The sequence below is a fragment of the Granulicatella seriolae genome (genome assembly GCF_024543085.1).
Classification (GTDB): Bacteria; Bacillota; Bacilli; order Lactobacillales; family Aerococcaceae; genus Granulicatella; species Granulicatella seriolae.
In genome coordinates this window covers 52,341-69,170 of record NZ_JANHNZ010000002.1, presented here as the reverse complement: position 1 = coordinate 69,170, position 16,830 = coordinate 52,341, and the positions used below count along the sequence as shown (strand labels likewise).

The 16,830-nt window shown below is 40.1% G+C and carries 18 protein-coding genes; 4 read left to right on the top strand and 14 right to left on the bottom strand.

Annotation, left to right across the window (positions count from 1 at the left end; genetic code table 11):
- Positions 1-7: 7 nt before the first annotated feature.
- The 5 genes from NPA36_RS02555 to mvk all read right to left on the bottom strand — a co-directional run bounded on the left by NPA36_RS02555 (position 8) and on the right by mvk (position 5,453).
- Positions 8-1,006, bottom strand: coding sequence for a YeiH family protein (locus NPA36_RS02555; RefSeq protein WP_407932757.1), 999 nt, complete (start codon positions 1,004-1,006; stop codon positions 8-10).
- An 84-nt stretch (positions 1,007-1,090) separates the two neighbouring features.
- Complete coding sequence (gene fni, locus NPA36_RS02550; protein WP_256944538.1) at positions 1,091-2,182, bottom strand: type 2 isopentenyl-diphosphate Delta-isomerase; 1,092 nt, start codon at positions 2,180-2,182, stop codon at positions 1,091-1,093.
- Positions 2,175-3,311, bottom strand: coding sequence for a phosphomevalonate kinase (locus tag NPA36_RS02545; protein ID WP_256944537.1), 1,137 nt, complete (start codon positions 3,309-3,311; stop codon positions 2,175-2,177). The genes fni and NPA36_RS02545 overlap by 8 nt, the downstream gene beginning before the upstream one ends.
- A gap of 32 nt (positions 3,312-3,343) precedes the next feature.
- Complete coding sequence (mvaD, locus tag NPA36_RS02540) at positions 3,344-4,375, bottom strand: diphosphomevalonate decarboxylase (protein ID WP_256944536.1); 1,032 nt, start codon at positions 4,373-4,375, stop codon at positions 3,344-3,346.
- Positions 4,368-5,453, bottom strand: a complete 1,086-nt coding sequence (mvk, locus tag NPA36_RS02535) for a mevalonate kinase (RefSeq protein ID WP_256944535.1) — start codon at positions 5,451-5,453, stop codon at positions 4,368-4,370. The genes mvaD and mvk overlap by 8 nt, the downstream gene beginning before the upstream one ends.
- Before the next feature lie 181 nt (positions 5,454-5,634).
- Between mvk and coaA the strand changes: the two genes are divergently transcribed.
- Both coaA and guaA read left to right on the top strand, forming a co-directional pair.
- Entirely contained in the window at positions 5,635-6,558 is a 924-nt protein-coding gene (coaA, locus tag NPA36_RS02530) for a type I pantothenate kinase (RefSeq protein WP_256944534.1), read from the top strand.
- 123 nt (positions 6,559-6,681) lie between these two features.
- Complete coding sequence (gene guaA / locus NPA36_RS02525) at positions 6,682-8,235, top strand: glutamine-hydrolyzing GMP synthase (protein WP_256944533.1); 1,554 nt, start codon at positions 6,682-6,684, stop codon at positions 8,233-8,235.
- A 234-nt stretch (positions 8,236-8,469) separates the two neighbouring features.
- Here guaA and NPA36_RS02520 read toward each other — a convergent pair whose 3' ends face one another.
- Both NPA36_RS02520 and NPA36_RS02515 read right to left on the bottom strand, forming a co-directional pair.
- Entirely contained in the window at positions 8,470-8,793 is a 324-nt protein-coding gene (locus NPA36_RS02520; protein ID WP_256944532.1) for a hypothetical protein, read from the bottom strand.
- 63 nt (positions 8,794-8,856) lie between these two features.
- Positions 8,857-9,282, bottom strand: a complete 426-nt coding sequence (locus tag NPA36_RS02515; protein ID WP_256944531.1) for a hypothetical protein — start codon at positions 9,280-9,282, stop codon at positions 8,857-8,859.
- Positions 9,283-9,489: 207 nt separating this feature from the next.
- Between NPA36_RS02515 and NPA36_RS02510 the strand changes: the two genes are divergently transcribed.
- Entirely contained in the window at positions 9,490-10,131 is a 642-nt protein-coding gene (locus NPA36_RS02510; RefSeq protein ID WP_256944530.1) for a helix-turn-helix domain-containing protein, read from the top strand.
- A 55-nt stretch (positions 10,132-10,186) separates the two neighbouring features.
- On the opposite strand, the gene NPA36_RS02505 is transcribed toward NPA36_RS02510, so the two are convergent.
- The 7 genes from NPA36_RS02505 to NPA36_RS02475 all read right to left on the bottom strand — a co-directional run bounded on the left by NPA36_RS02505 (position 10,187) and on the right by NPA36_RS02475 (position 16,007).
- Positions 10,187-11,644: a relaxase/mobilization nuclease domain-containing protein gene (locus tag NPA36_RS02505; protein ID WP_256944529.1), complete on the bottom strand. Its 1,458-nt coding sequence runs from the start codon at positions 11,642-11,644 to the stop codon at positions 10,187-10,189.
- The gene (locus NPA36_RS02500) at positions 11,644-12,024 is read right to left on the bottom strand and encodes a mobilization protein (RefSeq protein WP_256944528.1); all 381 of its coding nucleotides are present in this window, start codon (positions 12,022-12,024) and stop codon (positions 11,644-11,646) included. The genes NPA36_RS02505 and NPA36_RS02500 overlap by 1 nt, the downstream gene beginning before the upstream one ends.
- Positions 12,025-12,292: 268 nt before the next feature.
- Entirely contained in the window at positions 12,293-13,255 is a 963-nt protein-coding gene (locus NPA36_RS02495) for an AAA family ATPase (RefSeq protein ID WP_256944527.1), read from the bottom strand.
- On the bottom strand, positions 13,252-14,202 hold the full coding sequence (locus tag NPA36_RS02490; RefSeq protein ID WP_256944526.1) for a DNA primase: 951 nt from the start codon (positions 14,200-14,202) through the stop codon (positions 13,252-13,254). The genes NPA36_RS02495 and NPA36_RS02490 overlap by 4 nt, the downstream gene beginning before the upstream one ends.
- Positions 14,203-14,299: 97 nt before the next feature.
- Positions 14,300-14,749, bottom strand: coding sequence for a plasmid mobilization protein (locus NPA36_RS02485; RefSeq protein ID WP_256944525.1), 450 nt, complete (start codon positions 14,747-14,749; stop codon positions 14,300-14,302).
- The gene (locus tag NPA36_RS02480; RefSeq protein WP_256944524.1) at positions 14,736-15,821 is read right to left on the bottom strand and encodes a site-specific integrase; all 1,086 of its coding nucleotides are present in this window, start codon (positions 15,819-15,821) and stop codon (positions 14,736-14,738) included. Before NPA36_RS02480 ends, NPA36_RS02485 begins: the two co-directional genes overlap by 14 nt.
- Entirely contained in the window at positions 15,822-16,007 is a 186-nt protein-coding gene (locus tag NPA36_RS02475) for a DNA-binding protein (protein ID WP_256944523.1), read from the bottom strand.
- 186 nt (positions 16,008-16,193) lie between these two features.
- Between NPA36_RS02475 and NPA36_RS02470 the strand changes: the two genes are divergently transcribed.
- On the top strand, positions 16,194-16,823 hold the full coding sequence (locus NPA36_RS02470; RefSeq protein WP_256944522.1) for a helix-turn-helix domain-containing protein: 630 nt from the start codon (positions 16,194-16,196) through the stop codon (positions 16,821-16,823).
- Positions 16,824-16,830 lie beyond the last annotated feature (7 nt).

Genomic DNA, 16,830 nt, shown 5'->3' with positions numbered 1-16,830 from the left:
TCCTCCTTTAAAAAAGTAGTCCTTGTAAGATTAGACTAGAAATGGCAACCACTGCCCAAGTAATGGCACCTGTAGCAATGGGCTTCAGGCCAGCACTCAAAAATTGTTTGAAAGACACTTGATAACCGATACCGGCCAGTGCCATAGCCATCAACCATTGGGAAGCTGATTTGGCAAGTGGCAATAGATTAGTCGGAACTAAGCCTAGACTAGAAACCAAAGATGCCAACATGAAATAAATGATAAACCAAGGGATAATAGACCAAAAGGCAACCTTTTTGGCTGATTTACGACTGCTATAAAAACGGTAGAGCATCATAATGAAACAAGCCGGAACAATCATTAAAGCACGGGAAAGCTTGACAATCGTAGCAATATCTCCAGCAGCTGGGCTGTAAGTATAACCCGCTGCTACTACAGAAGAGGTGTCGTTAATGGCAGTTCCAGCCCACAAGCCAAAGTCGAAATCAGACATGCCCATAGCATGGCCCAGAAAAGGGAAAAGAAAAACAGCGATAATATTAAAGAGAAAGATAGTCGAAATAGACAAGGCGATCTCGTCATCGTCTGCTTCAATAATGGGAGAGGCCGCAGCAATCGCAGACCCACCACAAATAGCTGTCCCGAAACCAATCAAGGTTCGCAAATGACTAGATAAACCTAGCAAACGGCCGACCACATAGGCTGTCAAAAAAGCCAAAGTAATGGTCACCAAGGTAATGGAAAGGGAGTCAAGACCGGTAGCAGAAACCTGTTGAAAAGAAAGGGTAAAGCCTAGAAAAACAATCGAGTATTGCAGTGCTTTTTTAGCAGAAAAACGCATGCCAGGAGAAAAACTTTCAGGTAAGCCCACTGTATTTCGAACGATCATACCAATGACGATGGCGAAAACTGAACTACCTATTATTGGAAAGGCCGTCCCTAGTTGAATGGCAGCAAAAGCAATTAGAGCAGTCGCCAATAAGCCTAGCCCATTTATATGAAAAAATCTTAGAAATTGTGCCACAAAAAAACTCCTTATCAGATGACTTACTTGCTATTATAGCAAAGAATAAGGTCAAATGAGAAGGAGTTTTTATTTTGTAAAGGATTAGGAGCCAGAACGATTGGCGTAATACTTCCAGGGAATCTGACGAGCCCTAGCCCAGTCTTGAAGGTTTTGAGAGAGAATCATATCGGTTTTTCTAAGGTCAGAAATGGTAGAGACCCCTAAAAGTGACAGGATAGTCTTGAGCTGTTCTTGCCAACTCTTTACTTGAGCAATGGTTTCCTCAACGCCTTTGGACTGAATCAGATGCAAGAATTGCCCAGAAACACCAACCCCCTGAGCACCCATAGCCAGACTCTTTACCATATCCATAGGGGTTTTAATCCCACCTGAAGCTATAATAGTTGGACGGTCACACTCATTGATAGACATGGCTTCCAAGAGGGAAACCATGGTAGATTGGCCCCAATTTTCTAGATAGTCATAAGAAATCTGGCTCCGTCTAGAATTTTCAATGGCCGCAAAGTTGGTTCCGCCATTTCCAGCGACATCAACCACGCTAACACCAAGGCTAGCCAGCTCCTTCACGGTTTCACGGCTCATGCCAAAACCAACCTCTTTGACAAAAACAGGCACATCCAAGCCACTTACAATGCGTTCAATATTTTCTTGCCAGCTCGAAAAATCACGGTCTCCCTCTGGCATAATCATTTCTTGCGGTCGATTGAGGTGAATTTGTAAGGCATCAGCTTGTATCATATCGACAGCACGTTTGGCATTTTCTAAGCTATGGTGAGCCCCCAGATTGGCAAAAATCTTACCACTAGGATTTTCCTTCCTCATAATAGTAAAACTATCCGTAGTAGAAGCATCCTTGAGCGCAATGCTCAGACTCCCCGAAGCGATAGCCAAGCCAGTTTCGCGAGCCACGATGGCAAGATCCTGATTAATCTTGTAGGTCGCCTGACTTCCGCCAGTCATAGCACTAATAAAGAAAGGACTGGAAAAATCCATGCCGCCAAATGACGTTGCAATAGAAATATCATCCCAATCGACAGAGGAAAGGGAATGATGAACAAAACGAGTCTGCTCAAAATCACTAGCAGAAGCAGGACTATAAAGATGCGTAGCCAAAGCCACATGGTCATCCTTACGATTAGCCTGTCTCTCAGGAGTATCTTGTGGATTAGTCATTGGCAACCTCCTCAAGGTTTTTATTAAAAACAAGTCCGGAAAATGGTGCTGCCACTGAGAATGGCAATAACTGAATACCAGCAGCTTCCCACTCGTTAATGATAGCCTGACGAGCTTCTTCTTGATCAGACTGAATAAAACAGATACCACAATCGCCACCACCAGCTCCTGATGATTTGGCAACGGCTCCATGTTTTACAGCAATGTCACACAAATTTTTCAAAGTAGCTGTTTCAATTTCAATGTCCATATCTTGTGAAAATTGTAAAAGTAGACGGCGATTTTCTTGGATGCCAGCCTGAATCTCAGAGACATTTCCTTGTTCAAATGCAAGAATCATTTTCTCTAGACAGGTTTTACTGTCGGCTAGGAAGCCTTGATGCGCCTTAGTTTTTTCTTCATCTGATAGGCGCCCGTTCAATTGGTCCACCAAATCAGTCGTGGAGGCAGCAAAACGAGTCCAGCCAACCATCAACTCTAAGCCAGCAGGAAGTTCCAAGCGTTCAATTCTTAAGAGTGGCCAAGGGGTTTCTAGCAAGTCCAAGAGGTCCATTTCGTCAAGGGCTTGTCTTACCCAGTCACGGTCAAAACAAGTGTAGGCAATCCAGCCCCCAAAGGCAGAAGCTGCAATATCACCAAAAGAGCCATTACTTTTGACTTCCAAATGAACCAAAGAGGCTAATTTGTAGAGAAGCATTGGCGTGATATCGACTTGGTAAAAGGCTAGAAGTGCCTTGATAGTCGCTATAGTTACGGCGGCACTAGAGCCCAAACCATACTTAACCCCAGAATCGGAGTCATCTAAACAAGTCGAAACGGTCAAGTCATAGTAATGAAGCTCAGAAATCCCCAATTCAATTAAATAGTTTTCGGTAATACGAATAGCTTCAGTGATATAGGCATAAGGATTCTTACGCTTATCTACCACCAAACGATTATTCTTGCGTTGCCAAGGGACAGTAAGCCCTGAATTCTGAGTAGAATGAATGGTACCGCCATATTGATTCATTTTCAAATTGACTGTAATGGTTTGGTCAATGGCCAAAACAATAGCCGGGTAGCCAGACTCGACTACCGCATATTCCCCAGCAATATATAGTTTCCCAGGTGCTGATGCACTTGATTTCATATTCGTCATCCTTTTTTCTTTTCTATCTGATCTTATTTTCTAAAGTTAGCAAGTGATTCGTCCCATTGTTGTTCAGTTAATAGTTCTAAGCCATTACCTGGCAGAGAGGTTACCAACTTGTCTTTTGGAAATTCTTTGGACAATTCTTCTTTAATCGCCTCTAGATCACTAGCACGGCACAAAACCTTTACATTTGGTCCAGCATCCATAGTCATATAAGCTTGAAAGCCCTTGTCACGCAATTGACGGACGGCTTGCTGTGCTCTGACACTATCAGCTTCCCAATAGGAAATCGGTGGGAGAGCCCCTAACATAGTGGCGTGCATTTTCATACCATTGGACTCGGTAATCTGACCTACAGTTTGAAAGTCTTTGTCAGCAATGGCCTGTTTGATATTGTCTAAATCCTCCTTGGCACTAGTTACCCATGCTGGATAGAAGGGGGAGGTTGCAACGGTTGATTCCATACCTTGACGACTGGACAAGGTTTTCTTTTCAGCATTGACAACAATAATCAACATGCCAATATCCCAGCCAGCATCATCAACAGGGATTGCCATAGAATCCTCAGAAGAAGTCCCCATATCCCATTCTACAAAGCCACCATAGATACTTCTAGTCGAGCTACCACTGCCACGGCGCGCAAAAGTGGATAATTCGGGCAAATCTAAGTCTAACCCACTAGCCTGATTGATAGCACCAGCCAAAGCCGCAAAAGCAGAAGCAGAACTAGCTAAACCAGCAGCAGTTGGCACAAAGTTTAAACTTTCTACTCGTGCAAAAAGTGGCACAGCCATTCTCTGACGGAACAAGTCTAGAAAGCGAGAAATTTTTTGCGTTTCCTCACAAGATTGTTTTTCCAAATTCAGGTAAAAGGAATCTTCTGTAAAGTTCGGATCAAAGGTGACCTTAGTGTCGGTATAAAAAGCCTCCAAGGTCAAAGAAAGGCTGCTATTCATTGGTAAGAATAAGTCCTTATCACGCTTGCCCCAGTATTTAATCAAGGCAATATTGGTATGCGCACGAGCAATTCCAACCTGACTTGCCTGCTGTGTATCAGTCATGGTCAACCTCCTTTAGTGGATGTAAGGTAAATGGATGATGCCAAGTTTGACGAGCTCCCGCCAAAGAAAGTTCCTGAGCAATAGTCGTCGCTTGGTCCATGTTGGCCGCCAAAGCAATCATACAACCACCACGACCACCACCTGTTAACTTAGCTCCCAAAGCACCAGCCTGACGAGCTCTAGCTACTAGACTATCCAGCTGATTGTTGGAAATGGTTAAATTCTGCAATCGCTCGTGAGCTTGATTCATCAAGTCCCCTAAACGATTAGGCAGGTTATTTTCTAAGGCTTCCTTAGCTTGATTGGTTAAGCGACCTAAGTCGTGAATACTTTCTTCTATGAGGAGAGATTTTCCTTTAAGTTTTTCTTGGTCTAAAAGTGTTTTTACAGCCTGAACCGCTTCTAAAGTGTGCCCAGTTTTTCCTGAGTCAGCCACTACTAGAACTGCATCCATATTCATTTCCATGGTATCCATGACCTGATCTTTTATATAGTAGATGGGCCTTGTGCCGCTGGTCGTAGCCGTATCGATACCGGAAGGATTCCCGTGAGCAATCGTTTCAGCTTCTTGGACAATGCGCCACAAGTTTTGCTCAGACAATTCCTGCCCAAAGTAGTTAAAGAGACCTCTAGTGACCGCCACAGCAACCGCTGCACTTGATCCCATGCCACGCTCAGCAGGAATAGTAGAGTCAATCTCGATATGCAAATGAGGGCTTTTACTAAAGCTAGCATCCGCCAAGGTGAGTTCATTATTGATAAACACTTGCCTTGTACGCTGATGGACAAACGATGTGTTTAACCCCAGCTCTTCAATAGTTTGTAAGGAAAGATGGATAGCATGCTTAAGACTACGAAGAACCTCAGGCATGGCATAGGCAACACCACGGTAAAAGTCACAAGCGACACTAAGTGGATGGTTGGAAGGACTGACCGTGGCTGTGACGCCAACTCCAGCAAAGGGAAGTGCGATAGCAGGCTGACCGTAGACCACCGAGTGTTCACCCATCAAGATAAGTTTGCCACTGGCTTGCCCAACGGAGCTAGGGCATTTGGTTTTAGCTTGACTACTCTTCATAAGAACCTTCCTTTCGTGTCAGATTTTTTGACTTATTAGGGCGTAATTCCCTAGTTCATTGAACATTCTACTGAATTCTAGCGAACTTGTAAACTTTTCATGCCTCTATTTAAGATAAACTTTATCAAACTAAGGCTTTTCTGTGATACAATAATGCCAGAAATGAGAAGGGACTGTGACTGTGGACGAAAAAGCATACTACTACCAAATACTCCGCGACGAATGGAAACAAAATAAAACCAACCATGACATTCGTTTGACTCTTGAAGAACTACAACACCTAACCTCTTTAAATGACCGCATCTCCTTACAGGATGTGGAGGACATTTATTTACCAATCTTGCACATTTTTGATATTTATTGGAAGAACCACATCGACTTGCACAAGAAAGAACAGTCCTTCCTTAAACAAACCCATCGGACAATCCCATTCATCATTGGCGTTTCCGGTAGTGTGGCGGTGGGAAAGAGCACTACAGCAAGACTGCTCCAAACCATGTTGCAGCAGGTGTATCCGGAAAAGACGATCGATTTAACCACAACGGATGGCTTTCTGTTTCCCAATGAAGTCTTAATCGAACGAGGCATTCTTAATCGCAAAGGCTTCCCTGAAAGTTATGACATGGAATCCTTGGTAGCATTCCTATTGGCCATTAAAACCAGCGACCAAGCAGTAACGGCACCAATGTATTCCCATGAAATCTACAATATCATTCCTAATGAGACCCAAAGTTTCCAACAACCAGACATCCTGATTGTTGAGGGGATTAACGTCTTGCAGCTGCCACCTAATCGGGAAATCTATGTCAGTGATTTCTTTGACTGGTCGCTATATGTAGATGCCGAAGCAGATAATATCGAAAAATGGTTCCTAGAACGGTTTGAACTGCTCATGGACCGTGCTAAAAGTCAGCCGGACAATTATTACTACAAATACGCTATAGGTGCCCGACAAGATGCCATCGCTATGGCCAAAGAAGTTTGGCGCACCATTAACTTGAAAAACTTAGAGGAATATATCCTACCAACCAGGTCTAGAGCCGACCTAATCATTCACAAGGCCAGCAAACACCATATCGATTATCTACAATTAAAAAAATATTGACCCCAAGTAAGGTAAGAATGAGAAATTTAGGCGCAACTATGGTAAACTATAGCCTATACATTGGCAAGCCAAGAGGTAAGAACTCTTGCTTTGTACAAAGAAATAGAACATAAGGAGGAAAACATGTCAGACCAAATTACACACTTAGAAAAAATTATCGTGCTCGATTTTGGGAGCCAGTACAACCAGTTGATTACTAGAAGAATCCGAGAATTCGGTGTTTATTCTGAATTGATTTCTCACAAGACTAGTGCCAAAGACATTATGGCAAAAGGAAATGTGAAGGGGATTATCTTCTCAGGAGGGCCAAACAGTGTCTATGATGACAATGCCTTCCATGTTGACCCAGAGATCTTTGAATTAGGCATTCCTGTTTTCGGTATCTGTTACGGTATGCAATTGATGACGCAATTCTTCAATGGAAAAGTTGAAGGCGCAGAGCACCGTGAGTATGGGAAAGCGGATATTCGCATTCAAGATGATGCTAACCCACTATTCAAAGGCCTAGCTAGCACTGAAACCGTTTGGATGAGCCACGGAGACTTGGTGACCGAATTGCCAGCAGGCTTCACCGTTAGTGCTGTTAGCGACTCATGCCCAATCGCAGCCATGGCAAACAATGACAAATCTTTCTACGGCGTACAATTTCACCCAGAAGTACGTCACTCCGTACATGGAAATGACATGTTGAGAAACTTTGCTTTCGATATCTGTGGCTGTAGTGGTGACTGGTCCATTGCTAGCTTTATTGACATTGAAGTAGAAAAAATTCGTGAAACAGTTGGCGACCGCAAAGTCTTATTGGCCTTGTCAGGCGGTGTAGACTCAAGCGTTACCGGCGTTCTCTTGCACAAAGCAATCGGCGATCAATTAGTTTGTATCTTCGTTGACCACGGCCTACTAAGAAAAGGTGAGGGCGACCAAGTCATGGAAAGCCTATCTGGAAAATTCGGCCTAAACATTATCCGTGTCAACGCCCAAGAGCGCTTCTTATCTAAGCTAGCCGGCGTTAGCGATCCAGAACAAAAGCGTAAAATCATTGGAAATGAATTTGTTTATGTATTTGATGACGAAGCTAGCAAGTTAGAAGGCGTTGATTTCCTAGCACAAGGAACCCTTTATACAGACGTTATCGAATCAGGAACCGATACAGCACAAACCATCAAGTCTCACCATAACGTGGGTGGCTTGCCAGAAGACATGCAATTCCAATTAATCGAACCACTAAACACCTTGTTTAAAGACGAAGTTCGCCAATTAGGAATCGAGTTGGGCATGCCAGAAAGCCTAGTATGGCGCCAACCATTCCCAGGACCGGGCTTAGGCATCCGTGTCATCGGCGAAATCACCGAAGAAAAACTAACCATCGTCAGAGATAGCGATGCTATTTTGAGAGAAGAAATCGCCAAAGCAGGCCTAGACAGAGACATCTGGCAATACTTCACCGTCCTACCAGGCTTTAGAAGCGTAGGGGTTATGGGGGATGCTAGAACCTATGACTATACAATTGGTATTCGTGCTGTTACCAGTATTGACGGCATGACCAGTGACTTTGCAAGAATTCCTTGGGATGTTTTGCAGAAGATTAGTGTGCGGATTGTTAATGAAGTAGGGCATGTTAATCGAGTTGTTTATGATATTACTAGTAAGCCACCTTCAACTATTGAGTGGGAGTGAAGTAACAAATTTGTTACTGTTGCGGAAAGCCTTGTAAACAAAGGATTTCAGAGCTTGGCTGCTCAAAAATTATGGTAATTGAAGTCGCAATGATACTAAAATTCGAAAAAACGACCTAAAAAGGGAGTTGTTGAATTTGTATTGATTTTTTAAATAGGGCAAAGAAATAGCACATAGATTTTGAAGTGATGGCTTCTGGTCTATGTGCTTTTTGCTAGGGATGCAGAGCTAATTTTACTTCTTTGGTTTAAATTTGGCACTATATTTTTTTACATCATCATCTTTTGTCAACCATCCAAATTTTTTAAGGAATGCTAATTTTTCATCATCTGTACTCCACTCTTCTAATGTATGTAACTTGCCTTCGTACCGTTCATTTTCTTTGCCATTGAAGAACTTTCCTCCAGGTCCTTGCTTATAGCGAGTGGGTATACCATTCTTTATTGATGTCCATACACTTGATCCTCCAGATGTAGTCAAATCATCACCAACCATACCGTCTAAAGCACCACTTGCTAACTTAGCAAGTAAACTTTTTTCTTCTTTGCTTTTTCCCATATTGTAAACATCCTTTCTAGTTATTTTAAATTTATAATTGCCTTCAATAAGCATATTGAATTTTTATGCTGCACTAAGACCTTTTGTATAGGTATTAACCCATGTCTGTTGAGGTAAAAGATTGATACCTAGTTCTGTTGCCATAGCAATCTTTTCTGGAGAAGCATTTCTAGCCATAGGGAGATTACGCGGATGACCTGATACGTCAAATATAGTATTTTGTTTGTTGTGTATTGGAGGCAAATTTATGCTGGTGGTACTTAGAGATTCACTAAGTGAAACAGGGCTTTCGGCTATTTTCATAATAGACTTGTCTATAGATTTTTTTGACATAGACTCTTGCAGAGCAGCCCATAGTTCCTTTATGGAATCCATATTTTTCATCCCCAAGATGAAGACTATTAATGTTGTAATGGTTATTCCTGAGAAAATAAGTTCTTTTTTGTGTGCTTTAATCCATGAAATAAAAGCACTTTGTTCCTTCTCCATTCTATGCACGATTCCTAGTTTTCCAATGTAGTGATCCCTATTCTGATTACATTCCATTTGTTACCCTCCATTTTAATTTCTTCTTAGTGGTTTAGCCGTTGACTATCTAATACGATTTTTGGTTCATCTTTATTATACTTTGCTATTATAGGTTGTACAAGTAATATAAATGGGGTATTATATAATGAAAAGGAGGAATAATATCCCGTGTACAACATAATTGAACAGAAGCAACGTTGCTGGAATGAACGGTTAAAAAAATGCATTCAAGATGCCGGATATACACAAAAGTCATTTGCACATAATTTAAATGAAAGATATGGTACTCAGTTCACACAAAAAACTATAAGCAGATGGGTTAATCTAGGTGATGCCAGAAATGGTATAAAGGGCTTCCCAGAATTTGATAATATGGTTTATATCGCAGATTACTTAAAGGTGGATATTGGTTATCTCACTGGTGAAATAGATAACGAAACATTTACATTGGAACAAGTGTGTTCAGTAATAGGTTTAAATCAAAATGCAATTGAGGCACTAGTATCTATTATGCATCCTTTTGGGAAATATGAAGACGATGATATGATGACAGCTTTAAATATTTTTTTTACATCTACTTATTTTCATGAGTTATGCGAAGCCATCAGTTATCTTAATATTTCATTGACTAAATTCATAAAGTCTAAACAAGTTACTATTCCAAAGTTTAAATGCGAAGATGAGAAAGAACAATGGATTAACAATATTTCAGACCAACAAATGGAGCTGTCTGGAGTTGTAAAGATTGCGCGATACTATGTACAAGAGGCTTTTACTTTGTTGCTAAATGATGCATTTGATGCAGGTTAATAAACCACTAATATTCATAATCGAAACTTGGAGTTATCTCTTTTTTTAGCTGAAATCATCGTTCCTCTTGTGCTAGTTTTTTATCTTTGGATTTCTTTTGCTCCTGATCGGCTTCTTTGTGTTTCTGAATCTCTTTTAGAATACTGGTTGCTTCCGATTTTCCTTGATTCATATAATCATCATAGTTCTTTTCAATCTGTTTTAACTGCTTGAATTCTTTGCCTAGTTCATTATGCTCATTCGCTATCTGCTCACACTGAGTTTGCAGTTTATCGAGCTGCTTGTTGAGCTTTTTGAAGACCGATTTGTCTTTCATGCCATTTTTGACAAGCACTTTGAGGTGCGGATATTTCTTGATAAAGAAATCAACTTGTTCCTCCGATTTTTCATAAGCTTCAATACCACTCTTGTTCATCATATAGAAGATTTTGTCGGTTGGGTTTTTCTTGTAACCGTCATAATGGGATTTCTTTTCCATACAGACCTGGATATGCTTGATGATTTCCTTGATGTCGTTTTGTTCTTGGCTCAGGCGGTCAAAGTTCTGCTTAATTTCGTTCCTATTAAAGGAAAGTTTATGAATCGCTCGCCCTAATTCTTCCCGACTATTAAAGCCAAATTCTCGCATTTGAAGGACAGAAGATGAAGCAGTTTGAAGATTATGTTTGCTTGCCCAGTGCTTGTAGGCAGGGCTATTTTGAATTTTTTCATTGTCCCTGGTATCAACAATGGAATCTAATTCCTTTGTTCTTTGTGCTAGTGGTGTTTCTATGCGTTTTCGTAGTTCGGCTTCTGTATAATCATCACCAAGTGTTTTGGCACGAGTGAATCTTTGTTTATCCTTATGCTTGAAAGAGATGTATTTGCCAGGCTTTATTTCATAGCCAAGCTTCTTCATGCCTTCGATAAAACCATCCCAGTCTTTTGACTTCTCGATAGTCTTATCAATATCTTTTTGTAGCTTGCTCTTAAAATTTGAGCCTTGCTTATCGGTGTTCCAGTCATACCAATTGGTGAATTTTCTCTTAGTAATTTCTTCGATATCAGCCTGTACTTCTGAATCTAGCACAGAGAGATTATGCTCCTTACAAAGTCTGTCACTTTGATTTCTAATGTTCATATAAGAGCCGTAGTAGGAGTGGTAGACTTTTCCCTCATCAACATCAACAGAATTAAAAATGATATGATTGTGGATATGGTTTTTGTCGATATGGGTGGCAAGTACATACTCGTACTTACCACCTAAAACCGATTCACAAAGCTCTAATCCTACTTGATGAGCTTCTTCAAAACTAACTTCATCTGGCACAAAGGATTGAATTAAATGATGAGCCAGTGTCTTCGTTCTGGAGTTAAATTGTTTCTTAGTTAGCTCAAATTCTTTGTCGGCAAACTCACGGCTGCATAGGTGGGTAGAGACATAGATTTCATCGGCAGTCTTATCGGCATTACAGATATAATCGATTGCCTTCTTGAGTGTTGTTTTGATGGGGTGGATTGATGTAACAGCCATTATCCGACAATCTCACTGATTAGATTATTCGATACCATAGACCTAAATTCAAAGAGCATTTGGATTTCTTTTTGGAGAACTTCTTGAATATTTTCAAGCATTATTTTCTCAATAGAGCCAGCCGTGTTGGTATATTTTGCAATCTGATTGATGTTAGTAGCATTATGACTTACGAGCGATTGAAGTTCTCGGAGCTCTTTTGCAAACTCACCACTTACATCAATGCTGATGATTCGATTTTTCAAAATGGAATCCAGATAAAACTCTCTTTTGGTTTTATAACCAGAACGATTGAAGCGTCTGTTTAGTTCTTCCATTTCTTCTTCGTTTACCATGAAATGAACGGTATGATTATTGGTTCTCTTAATTTCATTGGTCATATATTTTTCCTCCTAGGTTTTTGTTTTTGGGTTTCAGGGTGTCCCTGATTAATAAATTTGGTACAAATTTCAAGCCTACTTTTGAGACTGTGGTCAAAAAGTATATGCTTGCTATCAACTAAAAGTATCTGAAATTGATTTCCTTATTTTCAAATAGGACTAGCACAAAGGAGCCCATAAATAGGACTCCCTCATGATTTACCGTTCATACCGTGCAGAGCGTGCGACATTCGGGGTATAGGGAAACATTGAACGGTCTTCACGGTAATTAGTACACTACATCCTCTGGCAGATACTTAATGGAATAGATGTTGTTGTTTTTGCTGCGTTTAGAAGTTACTGTGATGCCATTCTTACTTAGCACATCTTTATTTCTCTGAATCGTTTTGCCAAACTGCTGAGGACTTTCAATGTCGAGTTTAATCTTAGAACAGATATCGACAATGGTTCCTTCAAACTCATGAATTTTAGGCATCGCCTGCACTAGTCTTTGAATAGATGGTTCAAGGGACTCAATTGGGTCGATTTGATCCAGTTCAAGGATCTTTCTTTGCGGATTAATTTTGACTTGATAGGCTTTGGATTCAAACAAGCGGCTTGTGACATCCAGCTTAAATTCAGTATCAAATTCCGATGGCTTATCAATGGCAATGATGGTATCAACTGAACCAGATAGAGCTTGAGAGCCAATCACTTTCTCACTGACACTCTTCACACTGGAATCCTTCTTGGTGTGGTACATCATGATAAAAGTGCAGCCATATTTTTCAATTAGTTCGTAGTACTTTGCCATGATTTCATAGGTATCACTGTAATCGTTGGCATTATACTTTCGGTCATATTTGATTTTGGAGAAGGTATCAACGACAAAGACTTCATAACCCTCCTGTGTATCATTTTTGATGATGGATTCAAAGGTTTTAAAGTCAATATAACTGGTTCCCTCATAAAACTTCATATCAGCTGAACAAGGAATATCCAGCCTCTTAATTCGCTCTTGAATGAGACTGCCAGATAGTTCATTGCAGTAATAGACTACCTTGGTTTTTTTGACTGTTTGCTCTAGAAAGTTGACTCCTTCATGAATGCAAAGACCAAGATTTAGTCCTAGAGCTGTTTTACCTTTTTTGGGTGAAGCAACGATTAAGGTAATGCTTTTTCTAGCAATCAGATTATCAACAATGAACTTATCACCAACGTCAAAGGCTGTTTCAATGGTATAGGATTTCATCGGCTCAGCTCCCTTCGTGGTGACTTCATAAACTGGTAATCCCAGAAATTTTGATGTCCAATTTGATTTGCTTTTTGAATACTACCTCTTAGGTATTTAAGGTAGGACTCCTTATTACTTCTTTTGCTTCCTTCGCCCAGTCTACTAAGGGCAGATTCTAAGAAGATGGACTCCATGAGCTGACTATTGCCATGGGTAAAGCTTCGAAGTAGCAGAAGTAGAGCAAAGTCATCCTTGCTCCAATCACCACTTAAATTAGAACCATAAAAGAGCTCTCTTGCTCGTTGGTTGAATCGGCACATGGTATCAATGATGGTTCTGACATCGGGTAGTTCTTCTGTGCTAGTTGGTGCTTTTGATAACGTTCTAGTTTCTATTCTAGGGGCATAATCGTGGTAGAGTTGATTCAGTTCCTTGTCATAATCTAGGAGCGTTGTAGAGGTTTTTAAGTGCCTAGAATCGACATCACCAGTCATGGCAATGCAATGGTTCTCCTGATAAATTTCAACCCCATTTAATTGGCTATTAAGGTTGCCTGGCACTCGCCCTTTGCAAAAGATATGAACACCTTTCTTTGATTGGGAAAGCTCCATATAACTGCCTGTAAAGGTTTCTATAATTGCTTTTGATGGTAGATTTAGTGAATCATTTTCAAGACATTGGTCCAGGTCAATACAGACAAATGGATCATCACTTGATAGCACGAAGGCTAGACCATCAGCTTTAGAATTGACTAGCACATAGAGTGCAACTTCAAAGCTTGTCCACATCTTTTTGCTATTCCAATCACTGGCAGAAAGAGTTAATGCACTCATTGGAATTTTAGCGATTTTTGTTTCACCATATCGGTTTGTGCGTGGTATTTTTTTAAAGATAACCCACTGGGGGCTGTCTTTTAATTCTTTTGGAATGTATTTTTGATATTGATTTATTAGTTTTTCTTTCATCTGTTCCTCCTGTTTTTATTGCTAACGGAGGTACAAGCTGGTAAACTAATCTTGCTTAGGGATGGTTTACCAAGTGTACTTCCATCTTGCCCTCTGCTTAGGTGCTGGGGGCGTTTTTTATTGCTGCTTTTATAATCTCTAGTATGGTTTCTAACTCACTTTGCTTTTCTTCTGATAAATCCTTGTAACTGCTCAATCGACTGAGCTCTTCATAAATGGATAGGATTCCACTTTGACATCTATCAATAATATTTTGAGTTGCTATCACTTCAATTGGTGCTGAAAGAATCGCTTTTGTCATATACTCTTGCCTTGAAAGTCCTGATAGAGCAATCTTTGCAAATATCTTCTCTCTATCTTCCTCAGAAACTCTAAAGGCAATGGTAGTGGAGAGAATTCTGTTTTTATCAGATTCTTTGTGTTGCTCTTTACGAATCTCAATTTTATTTTCTTCTAAAGCTTTCCACTGGGCTTTTGTAAGCCTTTCTGCCTGTGTTTTTTTCTTTTCAACTACTTCTTTGTAGCTTGGGAATTTAGGAGCTTTCATTGCCAGTCTCCTTATTTAGTCTGTTTGCCATATCGACTTGCTTATTGGGGAACATATGACCATAGTCCATGAGTACCTTGAGACTTTCATGACCAGTTCTAGCTGCAATATCTACTGGGGTGAATCCCATTTCAATTAGTAGTGATATATGGCTATGACGAAGGGCATGAAGCTTGATTCTTTTAACGCCAGCAATCTTAATTCCACGATCCATTTCTTTGTTAAAATAGCTCTTGCATTTTGGGAAGATAGGAACTTCATCTTCAAAGTATTCAATTTTTAGGAAGTAGTCTTTTAGCTCATCAACTAAAAAATCTGGCAATGTTATTGTTCTCTTGCTTTTGGCTGTCTTGGGGTCGGTCACGACTTCTTTTCCTTGGATGGTTTGGGTTGATTTACTGATTCTCATCGTCTTTTTTTCAAAATCAAAATCAGGTTTTGTCAAAGCTCTTAATTCGCCAAGTCGAATCCCAGTCCAGTACAAAATCTCAAAGGCATAGAATGAAACATCCTTGTCTTTAATGGCTTCTGAAAACTTCAAATATTCTTCTTTCGTCCAAAACTCAACTTCATCATCACTTTTTCTTTTTCCGATACGACCAGTAACTTTACATGGATTTTGCCTTAAGCCATAGAAGGTAACGGCGTGATTAAAAATTGCACTGAGCTGGGCATGAATGCTTTTTAGATAGGTTGGCTTATAGGTGTTCCCTTCAGCATTTTCCATCGTCATCAGAACATTGTGCCATTTCTTTACAGTTACAGGCTTAATCTCATTCATTTTAAGTTCTCCGAAGAAGGGTAAAACTTTTGTTCTAATCATATGCTCTTTACTCATCCATGTATTTAGCCGAACCGTCTCTTTGACATCATCTTTGTAGAGCTCATAGAAATTTTCGAAGGTCATGTTGAGAGAACCAGACATCTTGATGGTGAAGTTTCTCTCAAATGTGGTGGCTTCTTTCTTGGTTGGAAATCCTCTTTTCATTTTCTTATGGCTTTGGTTGTCCCAGTCCTTATAGTAGAACGAGGCATACCAAGTCCCTGCTTTTTCATCTTTGTAGGCTGGCATTTATTTTTCCCCCTTTGCCTTGTAAATTTGTTCCATGAAATACTGTTTGTTGATACGCCCTCTAAGAGTTAGAAAGCCTTGCTCAGCAAGTTTTTCATTCAGTTCACGAATGATCTGATAAGCTTTTTGCTGCGAAACGTTTAGTATATCGGCTACTTCTCTAGAAGTTAGGAATAATTTCTCCATTGTGCTTTCCTCCTTTCTTGAGCGGAACATTTTTGTTTCTGCTTAATCATGATTATATGTAGCAAATTTGTTTCTGTCAAGGCTTTTTTATTTTCTTTTTGTTTTTTTGTAGATTTTTATTGTTTTTTGATGACCTAGCGGTTAGAATAGAAGTAGCAAATATGTTTCGTATAAGGAGGATGTCTTATGGCTTCAGGATATTTATTTAAAAAATTTAGAGAGTTACGTGGGTTAACTCAAAAGATATTAGGGGACAAAGTGAACTTAAGTGATGTCCGTATCCGACAATATGAGTTAGATATGAGAAATCCCAAAGACGATACACTGTATAACATTGCTGAAGCTTTAGATGTAAAGCCTGAATATTTCAAAGATCCAGCATATCCCTATGATTTTAACGAGGTGGTAAGACTTCTGTTTAAGCTTGAGGATTCAATCCCAATGGCAATCGGCAAATCTAGGATGGCTGATACAGAGATTCATACAGTTGCTTTCTTAGGACATAACATACTAAAAATGGATCAAGCTCTGAATGCTTGGAGGCAGATGCAAAATCGCTTCATGGATGAGGAAATCACTTGGGAAGAATATGAGGACTGGAAAGCTAACTGGCCGGATAGCATGGACGAAAACTATAAATTCAATCGTCAAAATGGGGCAAGTACCTCTTACAAGAAATATATCGACCGAGCACAAAGGCAAGATGACAAACAGGCTTTTCTAGAATCAATGGCTGAAAAAGGTCACGACGTAAAAGGAATAATGGCGAAACTAGAAAGTACTCCAGATAATACAAAACGAAAAAAGAAAAAATAAGGTGGCG

What these genes read in the sequence shown, in the direction of transcription:
- NPA36_RS02475 (WP_256944523.1), bottom strand. Translation starts at nt 16,007, where the DNA reads ATGGAGAAATTATTCCTAACTTCTAGAGAAGTAGCCGATATACTAAAC.
- NPA36_RS02480 (WP_256944524.1), bottom strand. Translation starts at nt 15,821, where the DNA reads ATGCCAGCCTACAAAGATGAAAAAGCAGGGACTTGGTATGCCTCGTTC.
- NPA36_RS02505 (WP_256944529.1), bottom strand. Translation starts at nt 11,644, where the DNA reads ATGGCTGTTACATCAATCCACCCCATCAAAACAACACTCAAGAAGGCA.
- mvk (WP_256944535.1), bottom strand. Translation starts at nt 5,453, where the DNA reads ATGAAGAGTAGTCAAGCTAAAACCAAATGCCCTAGCTCCGTTGGGCAA.
- guaA (WP_256944533.1), top strand. Translation starts at nt 6,682, where the DNA reads ATGTCAGACCAAATTACACACTTAGAAAAAATTATCGTGCTCGATTTT.
- NPA36_RS02495 (WP_256944527.1), bottom strand. Translation starts at nt 13,255, where the DNA reads ATGAAATCCTATACCATTGAAACAGCCTTTGACGTTGGTGATAAGTTC.
- NPA36_RS02485 (WP_256944525.1), bottom strand. Translation starts at nt 14,749, where the DNA reads ATGAAAGCTCCTAAATTCCCAAGCTACAAAGAAGTAGTTGAAAAGAAA.
- NPA36_RS02545 (WP_256944537.1), bottom strand. Translation starts at nt 3,311, where the DNA reads ATGAAATCAAGTGCATCAGCACCTGGGAAACTATATATTGCTGGGGAA.
- NPA36_RS02515 (WP_256944531.1), bottom strand. Translation starts at nt 9,282, where the DNA reads ATGGAGAAGGAACAAAGTGCTTTTATTTCATGGATTAAAGCACACAAA.
- mvaD (WP_256944536.1), bottom strand. Translation starts at nt 4,375, where the DNA reads ATGACTGATACACAGCAGGCAAGTCAGGTTGGAATTGCTCGTGCGCAT.
- fni (WP_256944538.1), bottom strand. Translation starts at nt 2,182, where the DNA reads ATGACTAATCCACAAGATACTCCTGAGAGACAGGCTAATCGTAAGGAT.
- NPA36_RS02520 (WP_256944532.1), bottom strand. Translation starts at nt 8,793, where the DNA reads ATGGGAAAAAGCAAAGAAGAAAAAAGTTTACTTGCTAAGTTAGCAAGT.
- NPA36_RS02500 (WP_256944528.1), bottom strand. Translation starts at nt 12,024, where the DNA reads ATGACCAATGAAATTAAGAGAACCAATAATCATACCGTTCATTTCATG.
- NPA36_RS02470 (WP_256944522.1), top strand. Translation starts at nt 16,194, where the DNA reads ATGGCTTCAGGATATTTATTTAAAAAATTTAGAGAGTTACGTGGGTTA.
- NPA36_RS02490 (WP_256944526.1), bottom strand. Translation starts at nt 14,202, where the DNA reads ATGAAAGAAAAACTAATAAATCAATATCAAAAATACATTCCAAAAGAA.